15 protein-coding genes are annotated in these 19459 nt (G+C 59.1%); 7 read left to right on the top strand and 8 right to left on the bottom strand.

Annotated features, from left to right (window positions below; genetic code table 11):
- Positions 1-37: 37 nt before the first annotated feature.
- Positions 38-2326, top strand: coding sequence for a LysM peptidoglycan-binding domain-containing protein (locus ACP7AJ_RS08250; RefSeq protein WP_426059713.1), 2289 nt, complete (start codon positions 38-40; stop codon positions 2324-2326).
- Positions 2327-2334: 8 nt separating this feature from the next.
- Here the strand turns inward: ACP7AJ_RS08250 and ACP7AJ_RS08245 are convergent, their stop codons facing one another.
- Complete coding sequence (locus ACP7AJ_RS08245) at positions 2335-3402, bottom strand: fatty acid desaturase family protein (RefSeq protein WP_426059712.1); 1068 nt, start codon at positions 3400-3402, stop codon at positions 2335-2337.
- Positions 3403-3729: 327 nt separating this feature from the next.
- Here ACP7AJ_RS08245 and dnaE point away from each other — a divergent pair, with 327 nt between their 5' ends.
- Together dnaE and trxA are read left to right on the top strand one after the other, a co-directional pair.
- Positions 3730-7443, top strand: coding sequence for a DNA polymerase III subunit alpha (gene dnaE, locus ACP7AJ_RS08240; protein ID WP_426059711.1), 3714 nt, complete (start codon positions 3730-3732; stop codon positions 7441-7443).
- Between the two features lie 217 nt (positions 7444-7660).
- Positions 7661-7990 carry a thioredoxin gene (gene trxA / locus ACP7AJ_RS08235; RefSeq protein ID WP_092677057.1) on the top strand — a complete coding sequence of 110 codons (330 nt, stop codon included), beginning with the start codon at positions 7661-7663 and terminating at the stop codon, positions 7988-7990.
- A gap of 112 nt (positions 7991-8102) precedes the next feature.
- On the opposite strand, the gene ACP7AJ_RS08230 is transcribed toward trxA, so the two are convergent.
- Positions 8103-8393 carry a hypothetical protein gene (locus ACP7AJ_RS08230; protein ID WP_426059710.1) on the bottom strand — a complete coding sequence of 97 codons (291 nt, stop codon included), beginning with the start codon at positions 8391-8393 and terminating at the stop codon, positions 8103-8105.
- Between the two features lie 432 nt (positions 8394-8825).
- On the opposite strand from ACP7AJ_RS08230, the gene ACP7AJ_RS08225 reads away from it, so the two are divergent.
- Positions 8826-9287, top strand: coding sequence for a hypothetical protein (locus ACP7AJ_RS08225; protein WP_426059709.1), 462 nt, complete (start codon positions 8826-8828; stop codon positions 9285-9287).
- A 178-nt stretch (positions 9288-9465) separates the two neighbouring features.
- The gene (locus tag ACP7AJ_RS08220; RefSeq protein ID WP_426059708.1) at positions 9466-10764 is read left to right on the top strand and encodes an aminopeptidase P N-terminal domain-containing protein; all 1299 of its coding nucleotides are present in this window, start codon (positions 9466-9468) and stop codon (positions 10762-10764) included.
- Between the two features lie 74 nt (positions 10765-10838).
- On the opposite strand, the gene ACP7AJ_RS08215 is transcribed toward ACP7AJ_RS08220, so the two are convergent.
- The 5 genes from ACP7AJ_RS08215 to ACP7AJ_RS08195 form a co-directional block, all read right to left on the bottom strand.
- The gene (locus ACP7AJ_RS08215; RefSeq protein ID WP_426059707.1) at positions 10839-11393 is read right to left on the bottom strand and encodes a DUF4252 domain-containing protein; all 555 of its coding nucleotides are present in this window, start codon (positions 11391-11393) and stop codon (positions 10839-10841) included.
- Between the two features lie 78 nt (positions 11394-11471).
- The gene (locus tag ACP7AJ_RS08210; protein WP_426059706.1) at positions 11472-13121 is read right to left on the bottom strand and encodes a hypothetical protein; all 1650 of its coding nucleotides are present in this window, start codon (positions 13119-13121) and stop codon (positions 11472-11474) included.
- A gap of 104 nt (positions 13122-13225) precedes the next feature.
- The gene (locus ACP7AJ_RS08205; RefSeq protein WP_426059705.1) at positions 13226-13636 is read right to left on the bottom strand and encodes an EVE domain-containing protein; all 411 of its coding nucleotides are present in this window, start codon (positions 13634-13636) and stop codon (positions 13226-13228) included.
- A gap of 120 nt (positions 13637-13756) precedes the next feature.
- Positions 13757-14227 (bottom strand): thioredoxin family protein, encoded by a 471-nt coding sequence (locus ACP7AJ_RS08200; RefSeq protein WP_426059704.1) that lies wholly within the window; start codon positions 14225-14227, stop codon positions 13757-13759.
- Between the two features lie 272 nt (positions 14228-14499).
- On the bottom strand, positions 14500-14907 hold the full coding sequence (locus ACP7AJ_RS08195; protein WP_426059703.1) for a hypothetical protein: 408 nt from the start codon (positions 14905-14907) through the stop codon (positions 14500-14502).
- Positions 14908-15044: 137 nt separating this feature from the next.
- Between ACP7AJ_RS08195 and ACP7AJ_RS08190 the strand changes: the two genes are divergently transcribed.
- Both ACP7AJ_RS08190 and ACP7AJ_RS08185 read left to right on the top strand, forming a co-directional pair.
- Positions 15045-16781, top strand: a complete 1737-nt coding sequence (locus tag ACP7AJ_RS08190; RefSeq protein WP_426059702.1) for a helix-hairpin-helix domain-containing protein — start codon at positions 15045-15047, stop codon at positions 16779-16781.
- Positions 16782-16837: 56 nt separating this feature from the next.
- Positions 16838-17887: a glycosyltransferase family 9 protein gene (locus ACP7AJ_RS08185; protein WP_426059701.1), complete on the top strand. Its 1050-nt coding sequence runs from the start codon at positions 16838-16840 to the stop codon at positions 17885-17887.
- 271 nt (positions 17888-18158) lie between these two features.
- Here the strand turns inward: ACP7AJ_RS08185 and serS are convergent, their stop codons facing one another.
- Positions 18159-19433, bottom strand: a complete 1275-nt coding sequence (serS, locus tag ACP7AJ_RS08180; RefSeq protein ID WP_426059700.1) for a serine--tRNA ligase — start codon at positions 19431-19433, stop codon at positions 18159-18161.
- Positions 19434-19459: the final 26 nt, after the last annotated feature.

The following is a 19459-nucleotide window of genomic DNA, read 5'->3' as shown; positions in this document are numbered from 1 at the left end:
AGGTGGCCACGGTGGCCGCCCTCCGTCCGCTTTGTTTATGCGAAATCCTGTAGTGTTGTTTCTGTTGTGGGCCCTGGCGTGGGCGGGTCCGTTGTCGGCCCGCGCGTCGGCCGCTTTTCCCCGGCCGCTGGTGGCCGCCTCGTTCGACGTGCTGGGCCTGCGCTTGGTGCTGAACGATGAAGCGCAACGGCTGGTGCAGCAGAAGGCCGATGGCCTGAGCCGCCACCAGGCCTCGTTTCAGGCCCGGGTCGACATGGCCGATGCCGCGTTTCCCATCATCGACCGCGTGCTGAAAGAAGAAGGCGTACCGCTTGATTTTCGCTACCTGGTGCTGCAGGAAAGCGCTCTGCTCGGCGATGCGCAAAGCGTGCACGAGGCCGTGGGCTACTGGCAGTTTAAGCGCGAAACTGCTGCTGGGCTGGGCTTGGTTATGAACAACAACGTGGACGAGCGCAAGCACCTTACCGCCAGCACCCGCGCCGCCGCTCGCTACCTCTTGCGCAGCAATGCCTCACTTCGCAACTGGCTGAACACCTTATTGAGCTACAACCTGGGCCTAACCGGGGTGAAGCCCTACGTGCTGCCCACCGATGCCAATGCCACGGAAATGGCCATCACCGAGGCTACTTCGCCCTACATCATCATGTTCCTGGCTCATAAAGTGGCTTTTGAGCCAGCTTGTGGCTTGAACCCCAAGCCACCCTTGCGCCTGCAGGAGTTCCCGGCCGTCGGTGGCCAAACCCTCGAAGCCCAGGCCCTAACTCTGCACACTGAGCCTGCAAACCTGGCCGTGCACAACCGCTGGCTGCTGGCCGCGGCCGTGCCCACCGACCGCCCCTATACCCTGATTGTGCCCATCGGCGACGTGTCGCAGGCCATGGGCATCATTGCCAACCAGCGCCTGCAAAGCAGCAAGGAGCTGCTCACCGTGCCCGATGTAAGCCCCTCCACCACGGCTGAAGTACGCCTCAACAACCTGCGCGCCCTGATTGCCCTGCCCGGCGAAACCACTGCCGACCTGGCCCGCCGGGGCAGGAGGCGGCTGGGCGAGTTCCTGCGCGACAACGAGCTGCGGGCTTTCGACGTGGCCATAACTGGCCGTCCTTATTACCTGGAAAGCAAGCGCGACGTGGGCGCCGTGGAATACCACGTGGTGCAGCCCAAAGAAACCGTATTCGACGTGGCGCAGAAGTACGGCATGCGCAGAAAAGCGGTGCTGAATAAAAACCGTATGGCCCGCAACGAGGAACTGCGCCCCGGCCGCCTGCTGTGGTTGCAGCACGTGCGCCCCCGGGAGGTAGCCGTGGAGTACCGGACGATGCCCGAGAGCCGCGGCATCGAACGCCGGCCAATTGTCGCCCCGCAGCCCGTGCGCAGTGAGCCGGTGGCTGAGCAACGCACCAGCGCCCCGGTGGCAAGAGCCAGTAAGCCTTCCAAAAAGCGCCGCCTTGATTCCGAAGAGGGATGGGGCGAGGCGTTGCCCAGCCGGAACCCTCCAGTAGCGGCAGCACCTGCTCCGGCTCGTCCTGCGGCGCCTGCGCCAGCTCCGGTTTCTGTTCCCACGCCGGAATCTGCGCCCGTTCCAGCCCCGGCATCTGCTCCGGTTTATGTGCCCGCTCCGGTGCCAGCGGTGGCTCAGCTGCCGCCCCCCGCAGCGGCGCCGGCCTCGGCACCGTTGGCCGATGAGCCCCGTGAGCCCGAACTGGTAGCAGAATCAGGAATAGAGCCTGTTGCACCTGCCCCGGCCCACGCCGTGGTGGTAGCCAAGCAGGTCCCGGCCGTAGCAGCCCTACCTGCGCCAGTACCGGCCCCCGCCAAGCCTGCGGCCCCACGCCCGGTGCCCGCAGCACCCCGGCCCGTTGCCCCAACCACACCCGCTACTGCCGAAGCCGCGCACCGCGTCGAGCCAGGCGAAACAGTTTACTCTATCAGCCGCCGCTACCAAATGCCTCCGGCTACGCTCATGGCACTTAATAACCTTACGCTGCCAGCTACCTTGGCCGTGGGCCAAGTGTTGCTACTGAACGCGCCATATTCGCAGCCCGTGGCTGCTGCGCCAGTTGCTGCTCCGGTTACCGCGCCTGCTGCCCGGGCCACTGGTGCAGCGGGGCGTCCCAATCCAGCTATTTATGTGCCCAAGCCTGCTGCTTCGCAAGCAACGCCGGCACCTGCTGCTGCTGCCATTCAGCACACCGTTTCAAAAGGAGAAACCTTGTACAGCATCTCCAGGCTGTATCAAGTGACCATATCCGACCTGCAGGCCTGGAACAGCAAGCTCGACGGCAACGTCCGGATAGGAGAGGTGCTCACCGTGAAAGGGAAATAGCGCCGCTGCTAAGCTGCCTGAGCGGTGTAGGCCGTGCGGGGAATCCGCTGGGTGCGGGCGCGCAACAGGGCCACCACTTCCTGGGTACTCCGATGCCGGTCGCCGAGGTTAACGAAATGCTGGGCCAACCGGTCGTAGCGCTTGGTCATCAGGTAAAGAAACACGTGGAGGAAGTGGATGCCGTCGAACACAATGGCATCCTGCCGGGTGTATTCAGCCAGATTCTGGCGGAAGTGATGCGGGTGCTCGGTCCAGTGCAGGGCCGGCTTGAGGTGGTGGCTGATGTGGTAGCCGTCGTTCCAGCACTTATGGTTATAGGCCGTGTTGATGCACGTAATGCTGTTGCGGTAGCAGTTGTCGGGGGCCGTAGCGTCGATGAAGGCGTGCTGTGACCAGTTGCCCAGCATCATCACCACGCGCGAAAGAATGACCGGTAGCACCAGCACCGCCAACGTGGCCGGCAGGTTCACGAACGCCAGTCCAATAGTGGCCGCGATGTACACCAGCTCGCCACGCAGCAGGCGGTAACGCAGCTTGGGCTTATTGCGCCGCGTGAAATACTGCACCAACTGCGGGATGCCGAGTAAGAAAAAGCTGCCCAGGTACTGCGCAAACCCCAGCAGCGAGTCGCGCTGGTAAAACATGGTGGAGCTGTCGTCGTCGGGCAGGTTGTTCTCCGGGTGGTGCATGCCCAGGTGGTGCGTGAAGTAGGTTTCCGGCGTTTGCCCAAACAGCGGCCCAATCACCCAAGGAATGTAATTATTGAGGAAGCCGTACTTCTTTTTGAACAGCACCCGGTGGCTAGTGCAGTGCAGCATCAGTCCAAATGGCCCTTTGAAGCGCAGGTTGCCTAAAAACAGGTAAACGGCCAGGACCGCCCACCACGCCCAGCCCGTGAGCGAGGGAACAAATAGCAGCACCGCCAGCGGCAGCAGCGTAGCCGAAATCTTCAGGATGAGGTAGATGAAAGGTAGGTCGCGTACATCCTGCACGTAGCGGCCAAAAAAAAGGTCGAGGCGGGACGGGTGAGTGGGCGCGAGGTATACCGGGTCGGTTGTGGCAACAAAGCTTTTCATAGCGGGATAGGGAAATTCTTGCTATCCTAAACTAGAAAGCAGATGCGAAATGCTCGGAACCACTGGTGCTGAAGCACGAAACCAGTAGCGGTCCAACAAGGCTTACTGCCGCTTGGTGTAAAACGCGGTAACGCTTAACAAGTTCAACCTCGACGGTTATATAAGAGCGAGCCGCTTGGTCGAAGCCCTAAAAAATGCACCTCTCAGGGAATCAGGCAGCAGGGGAATGGGGTTTGGGAATGCCCACCGGCCGGGGGTATCTTTACTAAAACCGCCGCTCTCGTTATCAATTGCTCACTGTTAATTGATAACTGTTAACTGAAAAATATGCCCATTTTCTCGCACCTTCACTCGCACACCCAATACTCGCTGCTCGACGGCCAGGCCAGCATTTCGGCCCTGATGAAGAAGGCGCAGAAGGACGAGATGCCCGCCGTGGCTCTCACCGACCACGGCAACATGTTCGGGGCGTTCAACTTCGTGGCCGAGGCCAATAAGTATAACGTGAAGCCCATTGTGGGCTGCGAGTTCTACATGGTAGAGGACCGGCACAAGAAAGCCTTCAGCCGCGAGAAAGGCGAGCGCGACACCCGCCACCACCAGTTGCTGCTGGCCAAAGACCAAGCCGGCTACCACAACCTGAGCAAGCTCTGCTCGATGAGCTTCATCGAAGGCTTGTACTCCAAGTTTCCGCGCATTGACAAGGAACTACTGCTGCAGTACCACGAGGGCCTGATTGCCACCAGCTGCTGCATCGGCGCTGAGATTCCGCAGTCCATTTTATTCGAGACGGAGGCGAAAGCCGAGGAAAAGCTGAAGTGGTGGCTCGATGTGTTCGGCGACGACTACTACATCGAAATCCAGCGCCACGGCCTGATGAACTTCGACGGCACCGGCAAAAGCCAGGAAGACGTGAACCAGGTGCTGCTCGGCTTTGCCAAGAAATATAATGTGAAGGTCATCTGCACCAACGACTCGCATTATGTCGACCAGACCGACTACGCGGCCCACGACCTGTTGCTGTGCGTGAACACCGGCGAGGAGCACAGCATCCCGGTCGGGGACGTTCGCACCAACTACTACACCCTGCTCACCAGCAACGGCCAGGTGCGCTACGACCTGCTCGACAACCTGCGCCGCGACCACAGCCGCGACGAAAACGCGCAGAAGCAGTTGCGCCGCATCGACGAGGAACTGCAGAAACCCAAGCCGCACACCCGCTTCGGCTTCGCCAACGACCAGTTCTTCTTCAAGAGCCAGGCGCAGATGAACGAACTGTTTGCCGACGTGCCCGAGAGCGTGGATAACACCAATGAGATTGTGGGCAAAATCACGCCGCCCAAGCTGGCCCGCGATATTCTGCTACCGAACTTTCCCATTCCCGCGCCCTTTGCCAACGCCGATGAATTCCTGCGCGAGCTGACCTACGTGGGGGCCTTCGGGCCCGGCGCGGGCAGCGGCACGGTGAAGATGAGCAAGCCCCCGCGCTACGCCGAGCGCACGCCCGAGATTGAGGAGCGGCTAGATTACGAGCTGCGCATCATTCAGACCATGGGCTTTGCGGGCTACTTCCTCATCACCCAGGACTTCATCAACCACGGCCGCAACATTGGCGTGGCCGTGGGCCCGGGCCGGGGCTCGGCTGCCGGTTCAGCGGTGGCCTACTGCGTGGGCATCACCAACATCGACCCCATTAAGTACTCGCTACTGTTCGAGCGTTTCCTGAACCCGGAGCGTGTGTCCATGCCCGATATCGACATTGACTTTGACGACGTGAACCGTCAGAAAGTCATCGACTATGTAGTTGATAAGTATGGCAAGACCCAGGTGGCCCAGATTATCACCTTCGGTACCATGGCCGCCAAAAGCTCCATTAAGGACGTGGCCCGTGCCATGGAACTGCCCCTGCCGCAAACCAACGACCTCACCAAGATGGTGCCCGACAAGCCAGGCACCACCCTGGCCGGCGCCTTCGCCGAGAATCAGGAGCTGGACATGATTCGCCGCGACGAATCGCCCGAGAACCTCAAGGGTCAGATTCTGCGTCTGGCCACGCAGCTCGAAGGCTCGGTGCGCAACACTGGCATTCACGCCGCCGGCGTCATTATCGCGCCCGACGACATCACGAAGTACATCCCGGTTTCCACCTCCAAAGACTCGGACTTGCTCATCACGCAGTTCGACGGCAAGGTGATTGAATCGGCCGGCATGCTGAAGATGGACTTCCTGGGCCTGAAAACCCTGACCATCATCGTGGATGCCCTGCGCCTGATTGAGCGCAACCACGGCGTAAAAATCGACATCGACGACATTCCGCTGGATGATGAGAAAACCTACGCCATGTACCAGCGCGGCGATACCATTGGCACCTTCCAGTTTGAATCGGAAGGCATGCGCCAGTATTTGAAAGACCTCAAGCCGACGAATATTGAAGATTTGATTGCCATGAACGCCCTCTACCGCCCGGGCCCGATGCAGTTCATCCCGAACTTCATCAACCGCAAGCACGGGCGCGAGGAAGTGGAATACCCGCACGAGCTGCTGAAACCCATCCTGGAGTACAGCCAGGGCATCATGGTGTACCAGGAGCAAATCATGCAGACGGCTCAGATTCTGGCCGGCTACTCGCTCGGTGGCGCCGACTTGCTGCGCCGTGCCATGGGCAAGAAGGACATGAAAAAGATGGCCTTGGAGCGGGAGAAGTTCATCGAAGGCGCTAAGAAGCTGCACGACATCCCGGCTAAAAAAGCTAACGAGGTGTTCGACGTGATGGAGAAGTTTGCCGAGTACGGCTTCAACCGCTCGCACTCCGCCGCCTACTCCGTAGTGGCCTACCAGACAGGCTACTTGAAGGCAAACTACCCGGCCGAGTACATGGCCGCCGTGCTCACCAACAACATGGGCGACATTAAGAAGGTGACCTTCTTCATCGAGGAAGCCCGTAAGCAAGGCGTGCCCGTGCTCGGACCCGACGTGAACGAATCCCTGCTCAAGTTCAACGTGAACCAGGAGGGCGCCATCCGCTTCGGCATGGGCGCCGTGAAGGGCGCCGGCGAACTCGCTGTGGAAAGCATGGTGGAGGAGCGCGAGAAAAACGGCGAGTATTCCGACATCTTCGACTTCGCCAAGCGCGTGAGCTTGCGCACCGTGAACAAGAAAACCTTCGAAAGCCTAGCGCAGGCCGGCGCCTTCGACGGTTTCGGCAAGCACCGCCGCCTGTACTTAGACGCGCCCGCCGGCGACCAGAACCTGATTGAGAAGGCCATGAAAATGGGCCAGCAGCACCAAGCCGCCAAAGAGTCGGCGCAGCACAGTTTGTTCGGGGCCGGGGCCTTCGGAGCGGTGGCTGCGCCGCTGCCCAAAATGCACGAGATGGAGCCCTGGAGCAAAACCGAGCAGCTGCGCCGCGAGAAGGAAGTGGTGGGCTTCTACCTCTCAGGCCACCCGCTCGACAGCTACAAGCTGGAGCTGGACGCCTATTGCACCTGCGGCCTCGATAAGGTGGAAGAGATTAAGAACAAGGAAATGGCCGTGGCCGGCCTCATCAACAATGTCCTGTTCAAGACCACCAAGACCGGGCAGCCCTTCTGTACCTTCACCCTGGAGGACTACGAGACCAGCATCAACCCGGCGCTGTTCCGCGACGACTACACCAAGTTTGCCCCGCTCATCAACCCGCGCAACTACCCCAACGAGCAGGTGCCGCCCATGTACGTGCGCCTCAAGCAGGAACTGCGTCGCCACACCCAAGACCAGTGGGACCTGCGCATCCTGACCATGGAGCCCCTGGCCGACGTGGCCGAGAAGCGCAGCAAGGGCGTGCGCGTGCGCCTCGACCTGCGCACCGTGACCAGCCCCATGCTCGACCGTCTGGAAGAAGCCATCGAAGCCGCCCCAGGCAGCAAACGCCTAGAAATTCAGTTTGCCGAGCCCCACGAACACCTGGCGGTGGACATGTTCTCGCGCCGCTTCCAGATTGAGCCTAAAACTTTTATTGAAAAGATGAAAGAGATGGAAATGGAAGTCTGCACACTGATATAAGGAACCGTCTATCGCAAACGCCGGATGGCGCCGCAGCCGTTTGGCGGGTTATTCTGAGCTTTCGGATAGCAAAAGTGGCGATTAGCCGCTGCTAGCCATTAGCCCATGCCCGGAGCTGAACTTTCCTCGACTTACTCTGTTTAACCATCCAATCTGCTACCTTGCGACCCCGTTGGCCGTATACGCCAGAACAATCTTAAACCCAACCCAAACTAAAATGGGACATAAAGCAATTGAAATAACCGACGCCAACTTTGATGAAATCATCAGCGGCGACAAGCCAGTATTGGTCGATTTCTGGGCCGAATGGTGTGGCCCCTGCCGCATGGTAGGCCCCGTAGTTGAAGAACTAGCCGGCGAATACGAAGGCAAAGTCATTGTGGGCAAGGTTGACGTTGATGCCAACCCCCAGACTTCCATGAAGTTCGGCATCCGCAGCATCCCGACGCTGCTGGTGTTCAAGAACGGTCAAATCGTAGATAAGCAAGTAGGTGCTGTTCCCAAGCACGTACTGGCCCAAAAACTAGAAGCTCAAGTAACGGCTTAAGTCTGTTATTGCTCATAAAGGAAAAGCCCCCTGCCAATCTAGTCTGGCAGGGGGCTTTTCTTATGTATGCTAGTGATGTTTAGCCAAAGGGCCTTCAGCGAGAGCGCCGCTATTAGCCGCGCTGGCAGCGGCGCCAGTTGGCCCGGGAAATGTGGCGTGCTTTGGCCTTGAGTTGCTTCTGGCGTTGGTGAAGTTGCCGGTCAAGCTTTTCAGGAGAAGAAGTTTTCTTTCCCGACCCTATGCCCAAAATACTGCTTTCTGAGGGTGCTGCGGTGGTGGAGATTGAAGTCGTGGTGTGCTCCATCACAACCTCAGTCGGGGTGGCGGCCTGCGTTTGGCCAATTGTCAGGGCCGACAGGGTGCCCATTGCGAACATAAAGTAAAGTTTTTTGTACATCTGCAATGTGTTTAGGTGTTGGTGTCAGTGAGCGGGCCTCCTAGTAAAGGAGCATATGCCGATTTGACAAAGTACTATATTTCAAATTTTTATTACAATAGGTTTATTACAAATAGTTCTGCATTATTTAATAATTTATATTATTCGACTTTGAAAACGCTGCAGCTAACTTGTAATAAGTTATTGGTATGTAATATCTTTCTAAGATATTGGGGTGTTTTAGACGGGATTTATATATTATATTTTACATGTTTCTGCAGGTCTGTCAGCCGGCGCGGTTAGGTGTTTTGAAAGTCCCGTAGCCGGCCTGAATTTGCTTTGTAAAAGACAGCTTAAAGCCCATGCTTTTTGAATAGAAAGGCTCACGGTTACAGCCAACTGTGACGCCCCTAACTGCGTAGGAGGTCCATCTTTCCCCCACCCTTATTCATCCTAATCATGAAACGCCTCCTCAGTTTTCTCGTGTCGTTGAGTTTGATTGGCAGCTCAGCGGCCTTAGCCCAAACTCCTGCTACTCCTGCTGTACCGGCCACACCCCCGGCAACAGCCACCAAGAGCGCCAGCTCAACCAAAACAACTACCCAGACCACGCAAAATCCGGGTCGGGTGACCACCACGCGGTCGACCACCATGCGGAACCCAGCGGGCATGACCAGGTCGTCGACCAGCACCAAGGGCCAGGGCACAATGACCAAGTCGAGCACAATGGCCACGCCATCAGGCAACACCAAGACCAGCAGCAGCACCAAAATGAAGGCCGATGGTACCCCAGACATGCGCTACTCGGAAAACAAGAACAGCACCGAAGTAGTCACGGGCCCCAGAAAGGCCGATGGAACCACCGACATGCGTTACAAGGCCAACAAATCGAGCAAGGTGATGACCAGAACCAAAAAATAACCGCCGCTCCGTTGATACTAAAGCCCTTGCCCGCACCGGCAAGGGCTTTTTTTTATAGCCGTGGCTCGGAAGGAGTTGGCCGTACTATTCAGGCGCCCCTCACAAGCCTCAAAATTGCTGTTTCGGCCCCAACAGCCGCCTGCCTAACTTGCGGTTCCCATTCCAACCAATTCACTGCATGCGCTACACCCCCCTGGCCCCCGAGCTTTTTGTTGAGAACCGCCGCCGCTTCCGCGAGCAACTGCCGCCAGCCTCGCTGGCCATTTTTCAATCCAACGATATCATGCCAACCAACGCCGATGGCACGTTGGCCTTCCGGCAAAACAACGACCTGTTTTACCTCAGCGGGGTCGACCAGGAAGAGAGCATTCTCGTGATTTTCCCGGATGCGCGCCTACCGCAGCACCGCGAAATCCTGTTCCTGAAGGAAACCTCCGAGCACATCCTCATTTGGGAAGGTTACAAGCTGACCAAAGACGAGGCGCGCACCAACTCGGGCATCCGCAGCATCATGTGGCTCGACAGCTTCAACACGGTGCTGCCCGCCCTCATGAACGAGGCCGAAAACGTGTATTTGAATTCCAACGAGCACATTCGGGCCGTGGTGGAGGTAGAAACCCGCGATGCCCGCTTCATTAAGCGCCTGCAGAGCCAGTATCCCCTGCACACCTACCGCCGCGCGGCGCCGCTGCTGCACCGCCAGCGCGCCATCAAGAGCCGCGAGGAAATCAAGGCCATGCGCGAGGCCTGCAGCATCACCGAAAAAGCGTTTCGGCGCTTGTTGGGCTTCGTAAAGCCCGGCGTGTGGGAGTTTGAGCTTGAAGCTGAAATCGTGCACGAGTTCATGCGCAACCGCAGCCGCGGGCCGGCCTATGGCAGCATTGTGGCCAGCGGCAAAAACGCCTGTGTGCTCCATTACACCACCAACGACAACCAGTGCCAGGACGGCGATGTGATTCTGCTGGACTTTGGCGCCGAGTATGCCAACTACGCCGCCGACCTCTCGCGCAGTATCCCGGTCAACGGCAAGTTCACCGCGCGCCAGCGTCAGGTCTATGATTCGGTGCTGGCCGTGATGGATTTCGCAAAGACGCGCCTCGTGCCCGGCGGTGAAATCGAAGCCTACCACCAGGCCGTGGGCGAGTGCATGGAGCAGGAACTCATCAAGCTCGACCTGCTGAATGCCTCCGATGTGAAGAACCAAGACCCCGCCGCGCCGCTCTACAAGAAGTACTTTATGCACGGCACCAGCCACTACCTCGGCCTCGACGTGCACGACGTGGGCTACAAGTACCGCACCTTTGAGGCGGGCATGGTGTACACCGTGGAGCCCGGCATCTACATTCCGGAAGAAGGGCTGGGTATTCGTTTGGAGAATGACATTCTGCTTACCGCCACGGGCAATGAAGACCTGATGGCCAACATCCCCCTGCAGGCCGATGACATTGAGAAGCTGATGGGTGCTGGCAGCAAGTAAGAGCAGTTGAATAAAAAAATGTCATGCTGAGCCTGCTCAGCATGACATTTTTTTGCCCTAGCTCCTGGGGTGGACTATTGAGCAGTGGCCTGCACAATCTGCGGCAGGTACTTGGTTAAGGCATGCACCTGCGCGCGGGTGAAATTGCCTTCCACATCGACCAGCACAAACGAGTCGGTTACGTCGGGCAACTGGCCGATGGCAGCGAATTCAGAAACCCGGTCGCCGTTGGCCCGCACCGATACTTTGAAGTCGTTGCCTAGGGCCGTGCCCGCGGAAATCGGTTCGTACCGGTTGCCTTGTAAGATGCCGGTTGCCTCTTGCACAAGGCCTTGCTGGGCCAGGTTCTCAGCTGAACCGGTTACCGGCGCGAAGCTGATGACCCGTGCCTTCCGGATGCCGGTGATGGCGTTAGTAAGTTCGGAGCCGCCCAGTAGCTTGGCTGCCCGCACCAGGGCCAGGCGTTCGAGCAGGTCGGCCGACCAGTCCATGGTTTTGAAACCCGAGCGGCCTTGGTACTTCGAGAAAAATGAGGCTACGGTGGTGGCGGGAGTGCCGGGACCGGCAGTGCGGCAGCCCACCATTAGCAAAAACAGAAATAGGACGGGAAAACGGAGTTTTTGAATCATGAGACAAAAGTGGTATTGAGATAGGTGCGTTGTACGCACGCAGCCCTTCCCGCGGTTGCCTCATGCGCTGTGAAGTAGCTACCGGCTTTCTTCCTGCACCTTTTCTTCCTTGGTCGCTCCATCAGCGGCAGGCGCTTCAAAATCTATTGTATTTAGAAAAAACACCTCCCGGTCGGGGCCGCGCTCGGAGCGCACGCGCTGGTAGCCCGTGGCCACAAACCGACTGCCGAACCAGGGCAGTAAATCGGCCTGAAAGGTGTCGGCTGCCCGCTCTTTGCCTTGGTCGGTGGGGCCAGTGCCGGTCTGGATGAGTACCTGATGGTCGTTAGGCGATGACTCGGCGCGGTTTATCAGCTTGTAGCGCAGTTTATCTTCGTCGAGATAGGCCAGCACCAAGCGGCCATCGGGCAAGGTTTGCAGCCGCACGGCTTCTTCCAGGTTGTAGCGTCGCAGGTTTTCAACCACGAAGGTGTTGTCCCAAATCAACGCGCCCGACCGGTCGAAGCCGCATACCAGCGCGTGGGTGGTTTGGTAGCCGTCGAAGACGCGCGAATTGCCATAGCTTGGCCCGAACTGGTTGCCGATGTTGTTGAAGGGGCCCGTGTAGGTGCCGTAGCTGTTGTAGCGATAATGCGGGTAGTAAACCTCCGCCACCAGCACGTAGCCGCCATCGGGCTGGGGCACCAGCTCGTGCAGCAACAGGCGGTAGCGCCAGCGCAGCGGCGGTACCGAGCGGGCTATCCGGCGCTGGGTGCGCTCACGCAAGCGGGCTTGGCGCGAGGGCTTTAAGTAATCGAAAAAATGTTTGAGGCGTAGAAAATCGTAAAACCGCAGCGGTGGTTTGGTGCCCAGATTGGCCGCCGAGCGGAGGTCGGTAGCAAACAAGCCTTGCGCGAAATTGGGGTCGCGCAGGGAGTAGGTGCCCATCAGCAAGCGGGCTGTGGTGTCCTGCGGCGGAGTAAGCTGGGCCGTGATGAGGCTGCGGTCGCTTTCGGTTTGCACAAATTCGGAGCTTACCAGCTGGCCACGGTCGGTGAGTTGCTTGAGCAGCAGACGCGACTTGCGGCCATTGGTTTGGGTCACCACGTATTCGGCGCGCCGCGTAGCGGCATCGGCCACGAAGGTGAGCTGCGTGGGCATGGTCTCGTAGATGGACGAGAGGTACTGCATCTGGCCAGTGGCAACATCCAGCAGCAGGGCCGTTACGTGTTGCTGGTCGTTGAGGAGCACCGTGGCAAACAGGCGGCCGTCAAGGGCCTTGAGCTCGACAATTTCGCGGCTCAGCTTCGTTTCGTACTGTTGGGTACGCACTTCGCCCAGACGGCCGTTGTAGGCGGCGGCCCACAGCCGGCCCGGCACATTTTGCGACGAAAACAGGGCGTATACGGTGTTGCCCTCGGCGCACATGCGCTTAAACTCAAACTCATCGGGCACCTCCAATGCCAGCTCGTGGCGGAGCTGCAGGTTGCGGTCGTACTGCTGAAAGCTGAAAGAAGACTTCCGCGAAAGCGTCTGCGTGCGGCCTACCAGCAGCACCACAGTGCTATCGGCTGCCAAGGGTTGCACGTGCACTTCGCTGGTCGACACGGCCAGCGGCAACTCGGTGCGTGCCGACTGCCGGGGTGCGTTAGGCGGGGGCGGAGGCAGGGCGCGCCTCTGAGCGTGCAGTGCCGGCGAGGCAGCCAGCACCCACAGCGAGAGCAGCAGGGAAGGGTAGTAAAGTTTCATGCCCATGCGCCGTAAAAAACAATTGTAAAAGCCTACTCCAACGAGGGGTAACTATTTTAAAGATACAACTGAACCACGCGTTTCTGTTCCGCAAAAAGGCAGCTTTATTTCGCGCCGAGCGCCAGAATAGCATCAAATTCTTCGGGCCGCACGGGCAACACCGAGAGCCGCGACTGGCGCAGCAGGGCCAGCTCGCTCAGGCGGGCATCGGCTTTGAGCTGGGCCAGGCTCACGGGCTGGGGTAGGGGCTGCACGGGGCGCAGGGCCACGGCCACCCACGGCGAGCCGGCATCGGCGGTGGCGTCGGGTGCTGCGGGCTCGGCCACTTCGGCAATGCCCACCACAGCTTTTTCGCTCACGCTGTGGTAAAACAGCACTTGGTCGCCGGGTTGCATCAGGTTCAGGTTGTTGCGGGCTTGGTAGTTGCGTACGCCAGTCCAAGCAGTGCCATCTTCCAGCACAAATGTGGCCCAGGAATACGCTTCGGGTTCAGATTTAACAAGCCAATGCTTCATGTGGTGAGGGGGTAAGGCAGCGAAATGGTTGAGTTTTGAATGATTACGGGACAAAGCTAACTGCCCCGCTATCCAGCCTCGCACTGGTTGTATGATGCCGCTAGGACTTCAATTCACCACCTACTTGCCCAATACTTTATTCAGGTACGCCTGAAAGGCGGCTGGCCCGCCGGCTATGTAGCCGGTTTTGGCTAATACTTTCCCTTCCGGCGACACTATCACCGCCAGCGGAAAATCACCTTCGCGGTTGAGCTGGGCCGCGGCTGCTTGGTTGAGTTGGGCCTGAGCGGGCGTGGGCTGGTTCTGGGCCTGGCGGGGATAGTCGAAGTGAGCCAGCACCAGCCGGTTGTGCGCGTAGGCTGTGAAGGCAGGCTGCGAGAAAACTTCCTGCTCGAACACTACGCAGGGCTGGCACCAGTCCGAGCCCGAAAAAACGGCCACCAGTGGTCGGTTTGTGGCCTTGGCTTGGGCCTGAGCGGCTCGCAGGTCGGCAAACCAAGCCGTTGAAGAAGCCGCGGAGGTACCGCTCGTCACCGGATAGTTTAATATGACCTGCGGCGACGAGCTGAGCGGCGAGGTGGGCTGCGGCATACTGGCTGGGGCAGGCTTCACGGTGGTTTCAGCTGTAGCGGAACTAGCGGATTTTCCCTTAACAGGTTGCTGCGCCTGAGTGGAGCACGCGCTGACCAACGGAAGGAACAGCACGGCGGCCCATATCGGCCAAAGAGCGCTTGCAAAAGACATGTTCAAAAGCAGAAGGATAACAGGCGCAAAACGCCTTTGCGAGCAAGGCAGTTCTTTCGGCCCTTGCAAATGAGAAGGAGTTGACTGCTGAATTTCCAAAGTTTACCTACCAGTAGGCGCTACTGTAGCCGCCGCACCTTAAGCACGTGCCGGATAGAGTCAAGGTCAAGGATTTCCAGCGTGTAGGATGAGTCCTTTCCTTCCGCAAGGTTGACGCGCAGTCGGTTGCCACGGTCCATGGCCCAGGTGCCGTCGCGCCCTGCCAAGCCTTCGGTGGGGGCAACGTCGAACTGCTCGAAGCGGCTGAACGGCTTAATCGCAAAGCCCGTGCGGCCCCGCGATGGCGGAAAAGCGTAGGTATTGGGCCGGTATACCAGCGTGTCACCCTCGTTCTCCTCCCGCGAGAGCAGCCACGTGCCTTCCAGCTGCTTCATAGTGGGTATAACGCTGGAGCGGCGCGACTTGCAGGCGCCGAAAAGCAACAACAACACGGGCAGCAGCCGGGCAACAGAAGGCAACTTAAGCATGGTGTTCTGCGAAAAGAAGTGGGCTGAAAGGTAAGGCCAATCAGCTAGGTACGTGGTTTTGGCGTGAGTGGCCATCGGTAGCCGAACCGCGTAAGCACCGGCGTACGCTACATTCGTTCCCACAAAACCCCTATCCTGTGGATAATCGCGCCCTCACTCGCGCCTTCAAGCTGGCTGCCCAGCTGATGGAGCTGCACGACGAAAACCCCTTTAAAATCCGCGCCATCGAAGGCACGGCTAACGCCCTCGATGCCCTCAGCTTCCCCGTATCGGAGGTGGAGCGCTCCGGCCTGCCCGACCGCACGGGTCTCAGCAAAACTGCCGCCGCCAAAGTAGCCGAGCTGCTCGATACTGGCACGTTCTCCGAGCTGCAGCGCCTGCTCGACGTCACGCCGCCCGGCGTAGTCGAAATGCTTGACATTAAAGGCATCGGCCCCAAAAAAATCCGCAGCCTGTGGCGCGAGCTTGGCATCGAAAGCACCGAGCAGCTGCGCGAGGCCGCCGAAAGCGACCAAGTGAGCAAGCTGAAAGGCTTCGGCAAGAAAACCCAGGAGTCCATCCTCGAATCCCTGGAGTTTGCCGGCCAAAGCAAAGGCAAGCTGCTTTACCCGCAGGCCGAAGTGTTGGGCGAGGAAATTGCTGCGCTCTTGCGTAAAGCCCTCAATACCGAAAAAGTAGCCGTAGCCGGAGAAGTTCGCCGCCGCCTCGAAACCGTGGAAACGGTTAGCGTAGTAGCAGCTGGCACCAAGCCTCTTAAGGCTCACGAGCTGCTCAATACCATGGACGGCCTCACCGCTGACCCGTGCCGCTCGGGGCCGTTTGCCTGGCGCGGCACGGCCACCAGCTCCGGCGTGCGGGTAGAAGTGCTGCTGACCACGCCTGAGGAATTTGTGACTGAGCTGTTCCTGAACTCGGCTGCCGAAGAACATTTGTCGGAAGAAGTGCCGGGTTCCACCACACTCCGCCAGTGGGCCCGCCGAGAAAAATTCCAGCAGGAAGAAGCCCTTTATGAAAAAGCCGGCCTGCAATTCATCGTGCCCGAGCTGCGCGAGGGTCTGGGCGAAATAGCCCTAGCCGCCGAGAAAAAGTTGCCCCGCTTGCTAGAGGACGGCGACCTGCGCGGCTCCGTGCACAATCACAGCACCTACTCCGACGGCAATCACAGTCTGCGCGAAATGGCCACCTGGCTGCGCGACCACAATTACGAGTACCTGGGCATCTGCGACCACAGCCAGGCTGCTCACTACGCCAACGGCCTCGGCGCGGAGCGGGTACGCCAGCAGCACCAGGAAATTGACAAGCTGAACGCCGAGCTGGCTCCCTTCCGCATCTTCAAGGGCATCGAAAGCGACATCCTCAGCGACGGTTCCCTCGACTACCCGTCCGACGTGCTGGCCAGCTTCGATTTCATCGTGGCCTCCGTTCACTCCAACCTGAAAATGGACGAGCGCAAGGCCACCGAACGCCTGCTCCGCGCCATCGAGAACCCCTACACCACCATGCTGGGCCACCCCACCGGACGTCTGCTGCTGCGCCGCCAGGGCTACCCCATCGACTACAAAGCCGTCATCGACGCCTGCGCCAAAAACCAAGTCATCATCGAGATAAACGCCAACCCCTGGCGCCTTGACCTCGACTGGCGCTGGGTGCGCTACGCCCTCGACCAGGGCGTGATGCTCAGCATCAACCCCGACGCCCACCACACCGACGGCTACGCCGACATGCGCTACGGCGTTCTTATGGGACGCAAGGGACTTTTGACCAAGGAAATGACGTTCAACACGAAGTCGCTTGATGAAGCGGCAGCCTATTTTGAGAAGCGCAAAGCTGGAATCAAGCCCCCACTGGAATACAAAAAGTCGTTGTTTGAATAAAGAACGACCAACTCCCCTCCTTCGCGAAGGAGGGGAGTTGGTCGTTCTAATAGCCCATGAAAATCCTCGTTCTCCGTTTTTCCTCCATCGGCGACATCGTCCTCACCACGCCCGTGGTGCGGGCGCTGGCCCAGCAGGTGCCGGGCGCGGAGGTCCATTTCGCCAGCAAGCCCGGCTATCGCGGCTTGCTGGAGGCCAACCCTTACATCACCAAAGTCCACAGCCTCACCGGCAGCCTGGGAGAGTTGGTCAAAGAGTTAAGGGCCGAACGGTTCGACTACATTGTTGACCTGCATAATAACCTGCGCACCCGCCTTATCAAGCTGCAGCTGGGCGTAAAATCCAACAGCTTCGACAAGCTGAACTGGCAGAAATGGCTGCTGGTAAATTTCAAAGTCGACAAGCTGCCCCGCGTGCACATTGTGCAGCGCTACCTGGAAGCGGCTGCCCCGCTGGGGGTCAAAGACGATAAGCGGGGCCTCGATTACTTCATCCCGGAAAACCAGGAAGTAGACCTGACCACCTTGCCGACCGCGTTCCAGCGCGGCTACGTGGCCGTGGCCATCGGCGCCCAACATGCCACCAAGCGCTTGCCCGTCGAAAAGCTCATCGAGCTGTGTGGCAAGCTGTCCCGCCCCATCGTGCTGCTGGGCGGCCCGGAAGACGAAAGCATCGGCCACGTCATAGAACAGGCGTTTGAGACTCAGGCGGCGGTTCAAGCACCGGCCAATGTCGTCCCCAGCAATCCTTATTATTTTCCAATCAACCCGCCCAATACCTTAGTCATTCACAACGGCTGCGGGCGCTATTCGCTGCACCAATCGGCCTCGCTGCTGCGACAGGCGCAATTCGTGGTTAGCCACGACACCGGCCTGATGCACATTGCCGCAGCCTTCGGAAAAGAAATCTTCAGCGTCTGGGGCAACACCGTGCCGGCCTTCGGCATGTATCCTTACCGCACCGAATTCAAAGTGTTGGAGGTGCCCGACCTGCCATGCCGGCCGTGTTCCAAGATAGGTTTTGCCCAATGCCCACAAGGCCACTTCAAGTGCATGCGCGACCAAGCGCTGGACTTGGAACTGCCACCTTCGCGCGACGGTCGCTAAGTCGGCAGTGAAGTAAACGCCTGTCTGCCAAGGAAACTCCTATAAAATTGAGGCCCGTCTGTCATTGCGAGCGCAGCACGGCAATCCTTCCTAGTCTCAGCGGCCAGCCCTATAATCTGATAAGCTCAAGCTCCTTGATTCATGTAAAAAAGCCCCAACACTTTGCGGTATTAGGGATTTTTACATTATTTGGCTTCGCGCATTGAAACGACGGGTTGCCGCGCTGCGCTCGTAATGACAGGTACAAGAAGACTATCTGCCTCGCAAGGCGTTACCCAATCTGCTCGAAGCCGCAATAGCTGTGCAGCACCTGCGGCAAGTCGATGCCGGTGCTGGTCTGGTTGTTTTCGAGCAGCGCGGCCACGATGCGTGGCAAAGCCAGGGCCGAGCCATTGAGCGTGTGCAGCAGCTGGGTTTTGCCGCCATCGGCGCGGTAGCGGCACTTGAGGCGGTTAGCCTGGTAGGTCTCAAAGTTCGACACCGAGCTTACCTCGAGCCAGCGACCCTGGGCGGCGCTCCACACCTCAAGGTCATAGGTGAGGGCGGCGGTGAAGCTCATGTCCCCGCCGCAGAGGCGTAGCACGCGGTAGGGGAGGTTCAACTGCTGCAACAGGCTTTCGACGTGGGCCAGCATGGCTTCCAGGGCGTCGTAGCTATGGTCGGGCTCGGTGATTTGTACGATTTCGATTTTGTCGAACTGGTGCAGGCGATTGAGGCCGCGCACATCGGCACCCCAGGAGCCGGCCTCGCGGCGGAAGCAGGGCGTGTAGCCAGCCATGCGCACGGGCAGCTTGTCCAAGGGCACAATTTCGTCGCGGTAGATATTGGTCAGCGGCACCTCAGCCGTGGGAATGAGGTAGAGGTTGTCCTTGGCGTCGTGGTACATCTGGCCGTCCTTGTCGGGGAGCTGACCGGTGCCGTAGCCGCTGGCCTCGTTCACCAAAATCGGCGGCTGCATTTCGGTGTAGCCAGCGTTGCGGGCCTGGTCCAGAAAAAAGTTGATGAGCGCGCGCTGGAGCCGGGCGCCCTGGTTCTTATAGACCGGGAAGCCGGCGCCGGTGATTTTGTTGCCGAGCTCGAAGTCGATGATGTCGTACTTTTTAATCAAATCCCAGTGGGGCTGGGCATCGGGGCCCAGGGTGGGCTTGGTACCGTGCTCGCGCACCACCTCATTGTCGGCGGCGGCGCGGCCTTCGGGCACGCTGGCGTGCGGCAGGTTGGGCAATTTGTAGAGAAGCTGCTGCTGTTCTTTTTCTACCTGCGCCAGCTCGGTGGCGGCGGCCTGGGTGTGCTGCTTCAGCTCGGCAGTGCGTGCTTTTAGGGTTTCGGCCCCAGCTTTGTCGCCCGATTTCATGAGGCCCCCAATCTGGCGGGCCAATTCGTTGGCTTCGCCCTGGGAGGCGTCGTGGGTGGTTTGGAGGGAGCGGCGGCGCTGGTCCAGGTCGAGAATGGCGGCCACGTCGGCTTCGGCGGTGGCATAATGTTTTTTGGCGAGGCCAGCCAGCACCAACTCGGTCTGGTCGCGGAGAACGGAAATCTGCAGCATGGGGTACGAAGTGGAATGGGGGCAAA

This window comes from Hymenobacter sp. B1770 (assembly GCF_049896385.1).
Lineage (GTDB): Bacteria > Bacteroidota > Bacteroidia > Cytophagales > Hymenobacteraceae > Hymenobacter.
The sequence above is the reverse complement of the archived record's forward strand: the minus strand, read 5'-3'. Positions and strand labels throughout refer to the sequence as shown.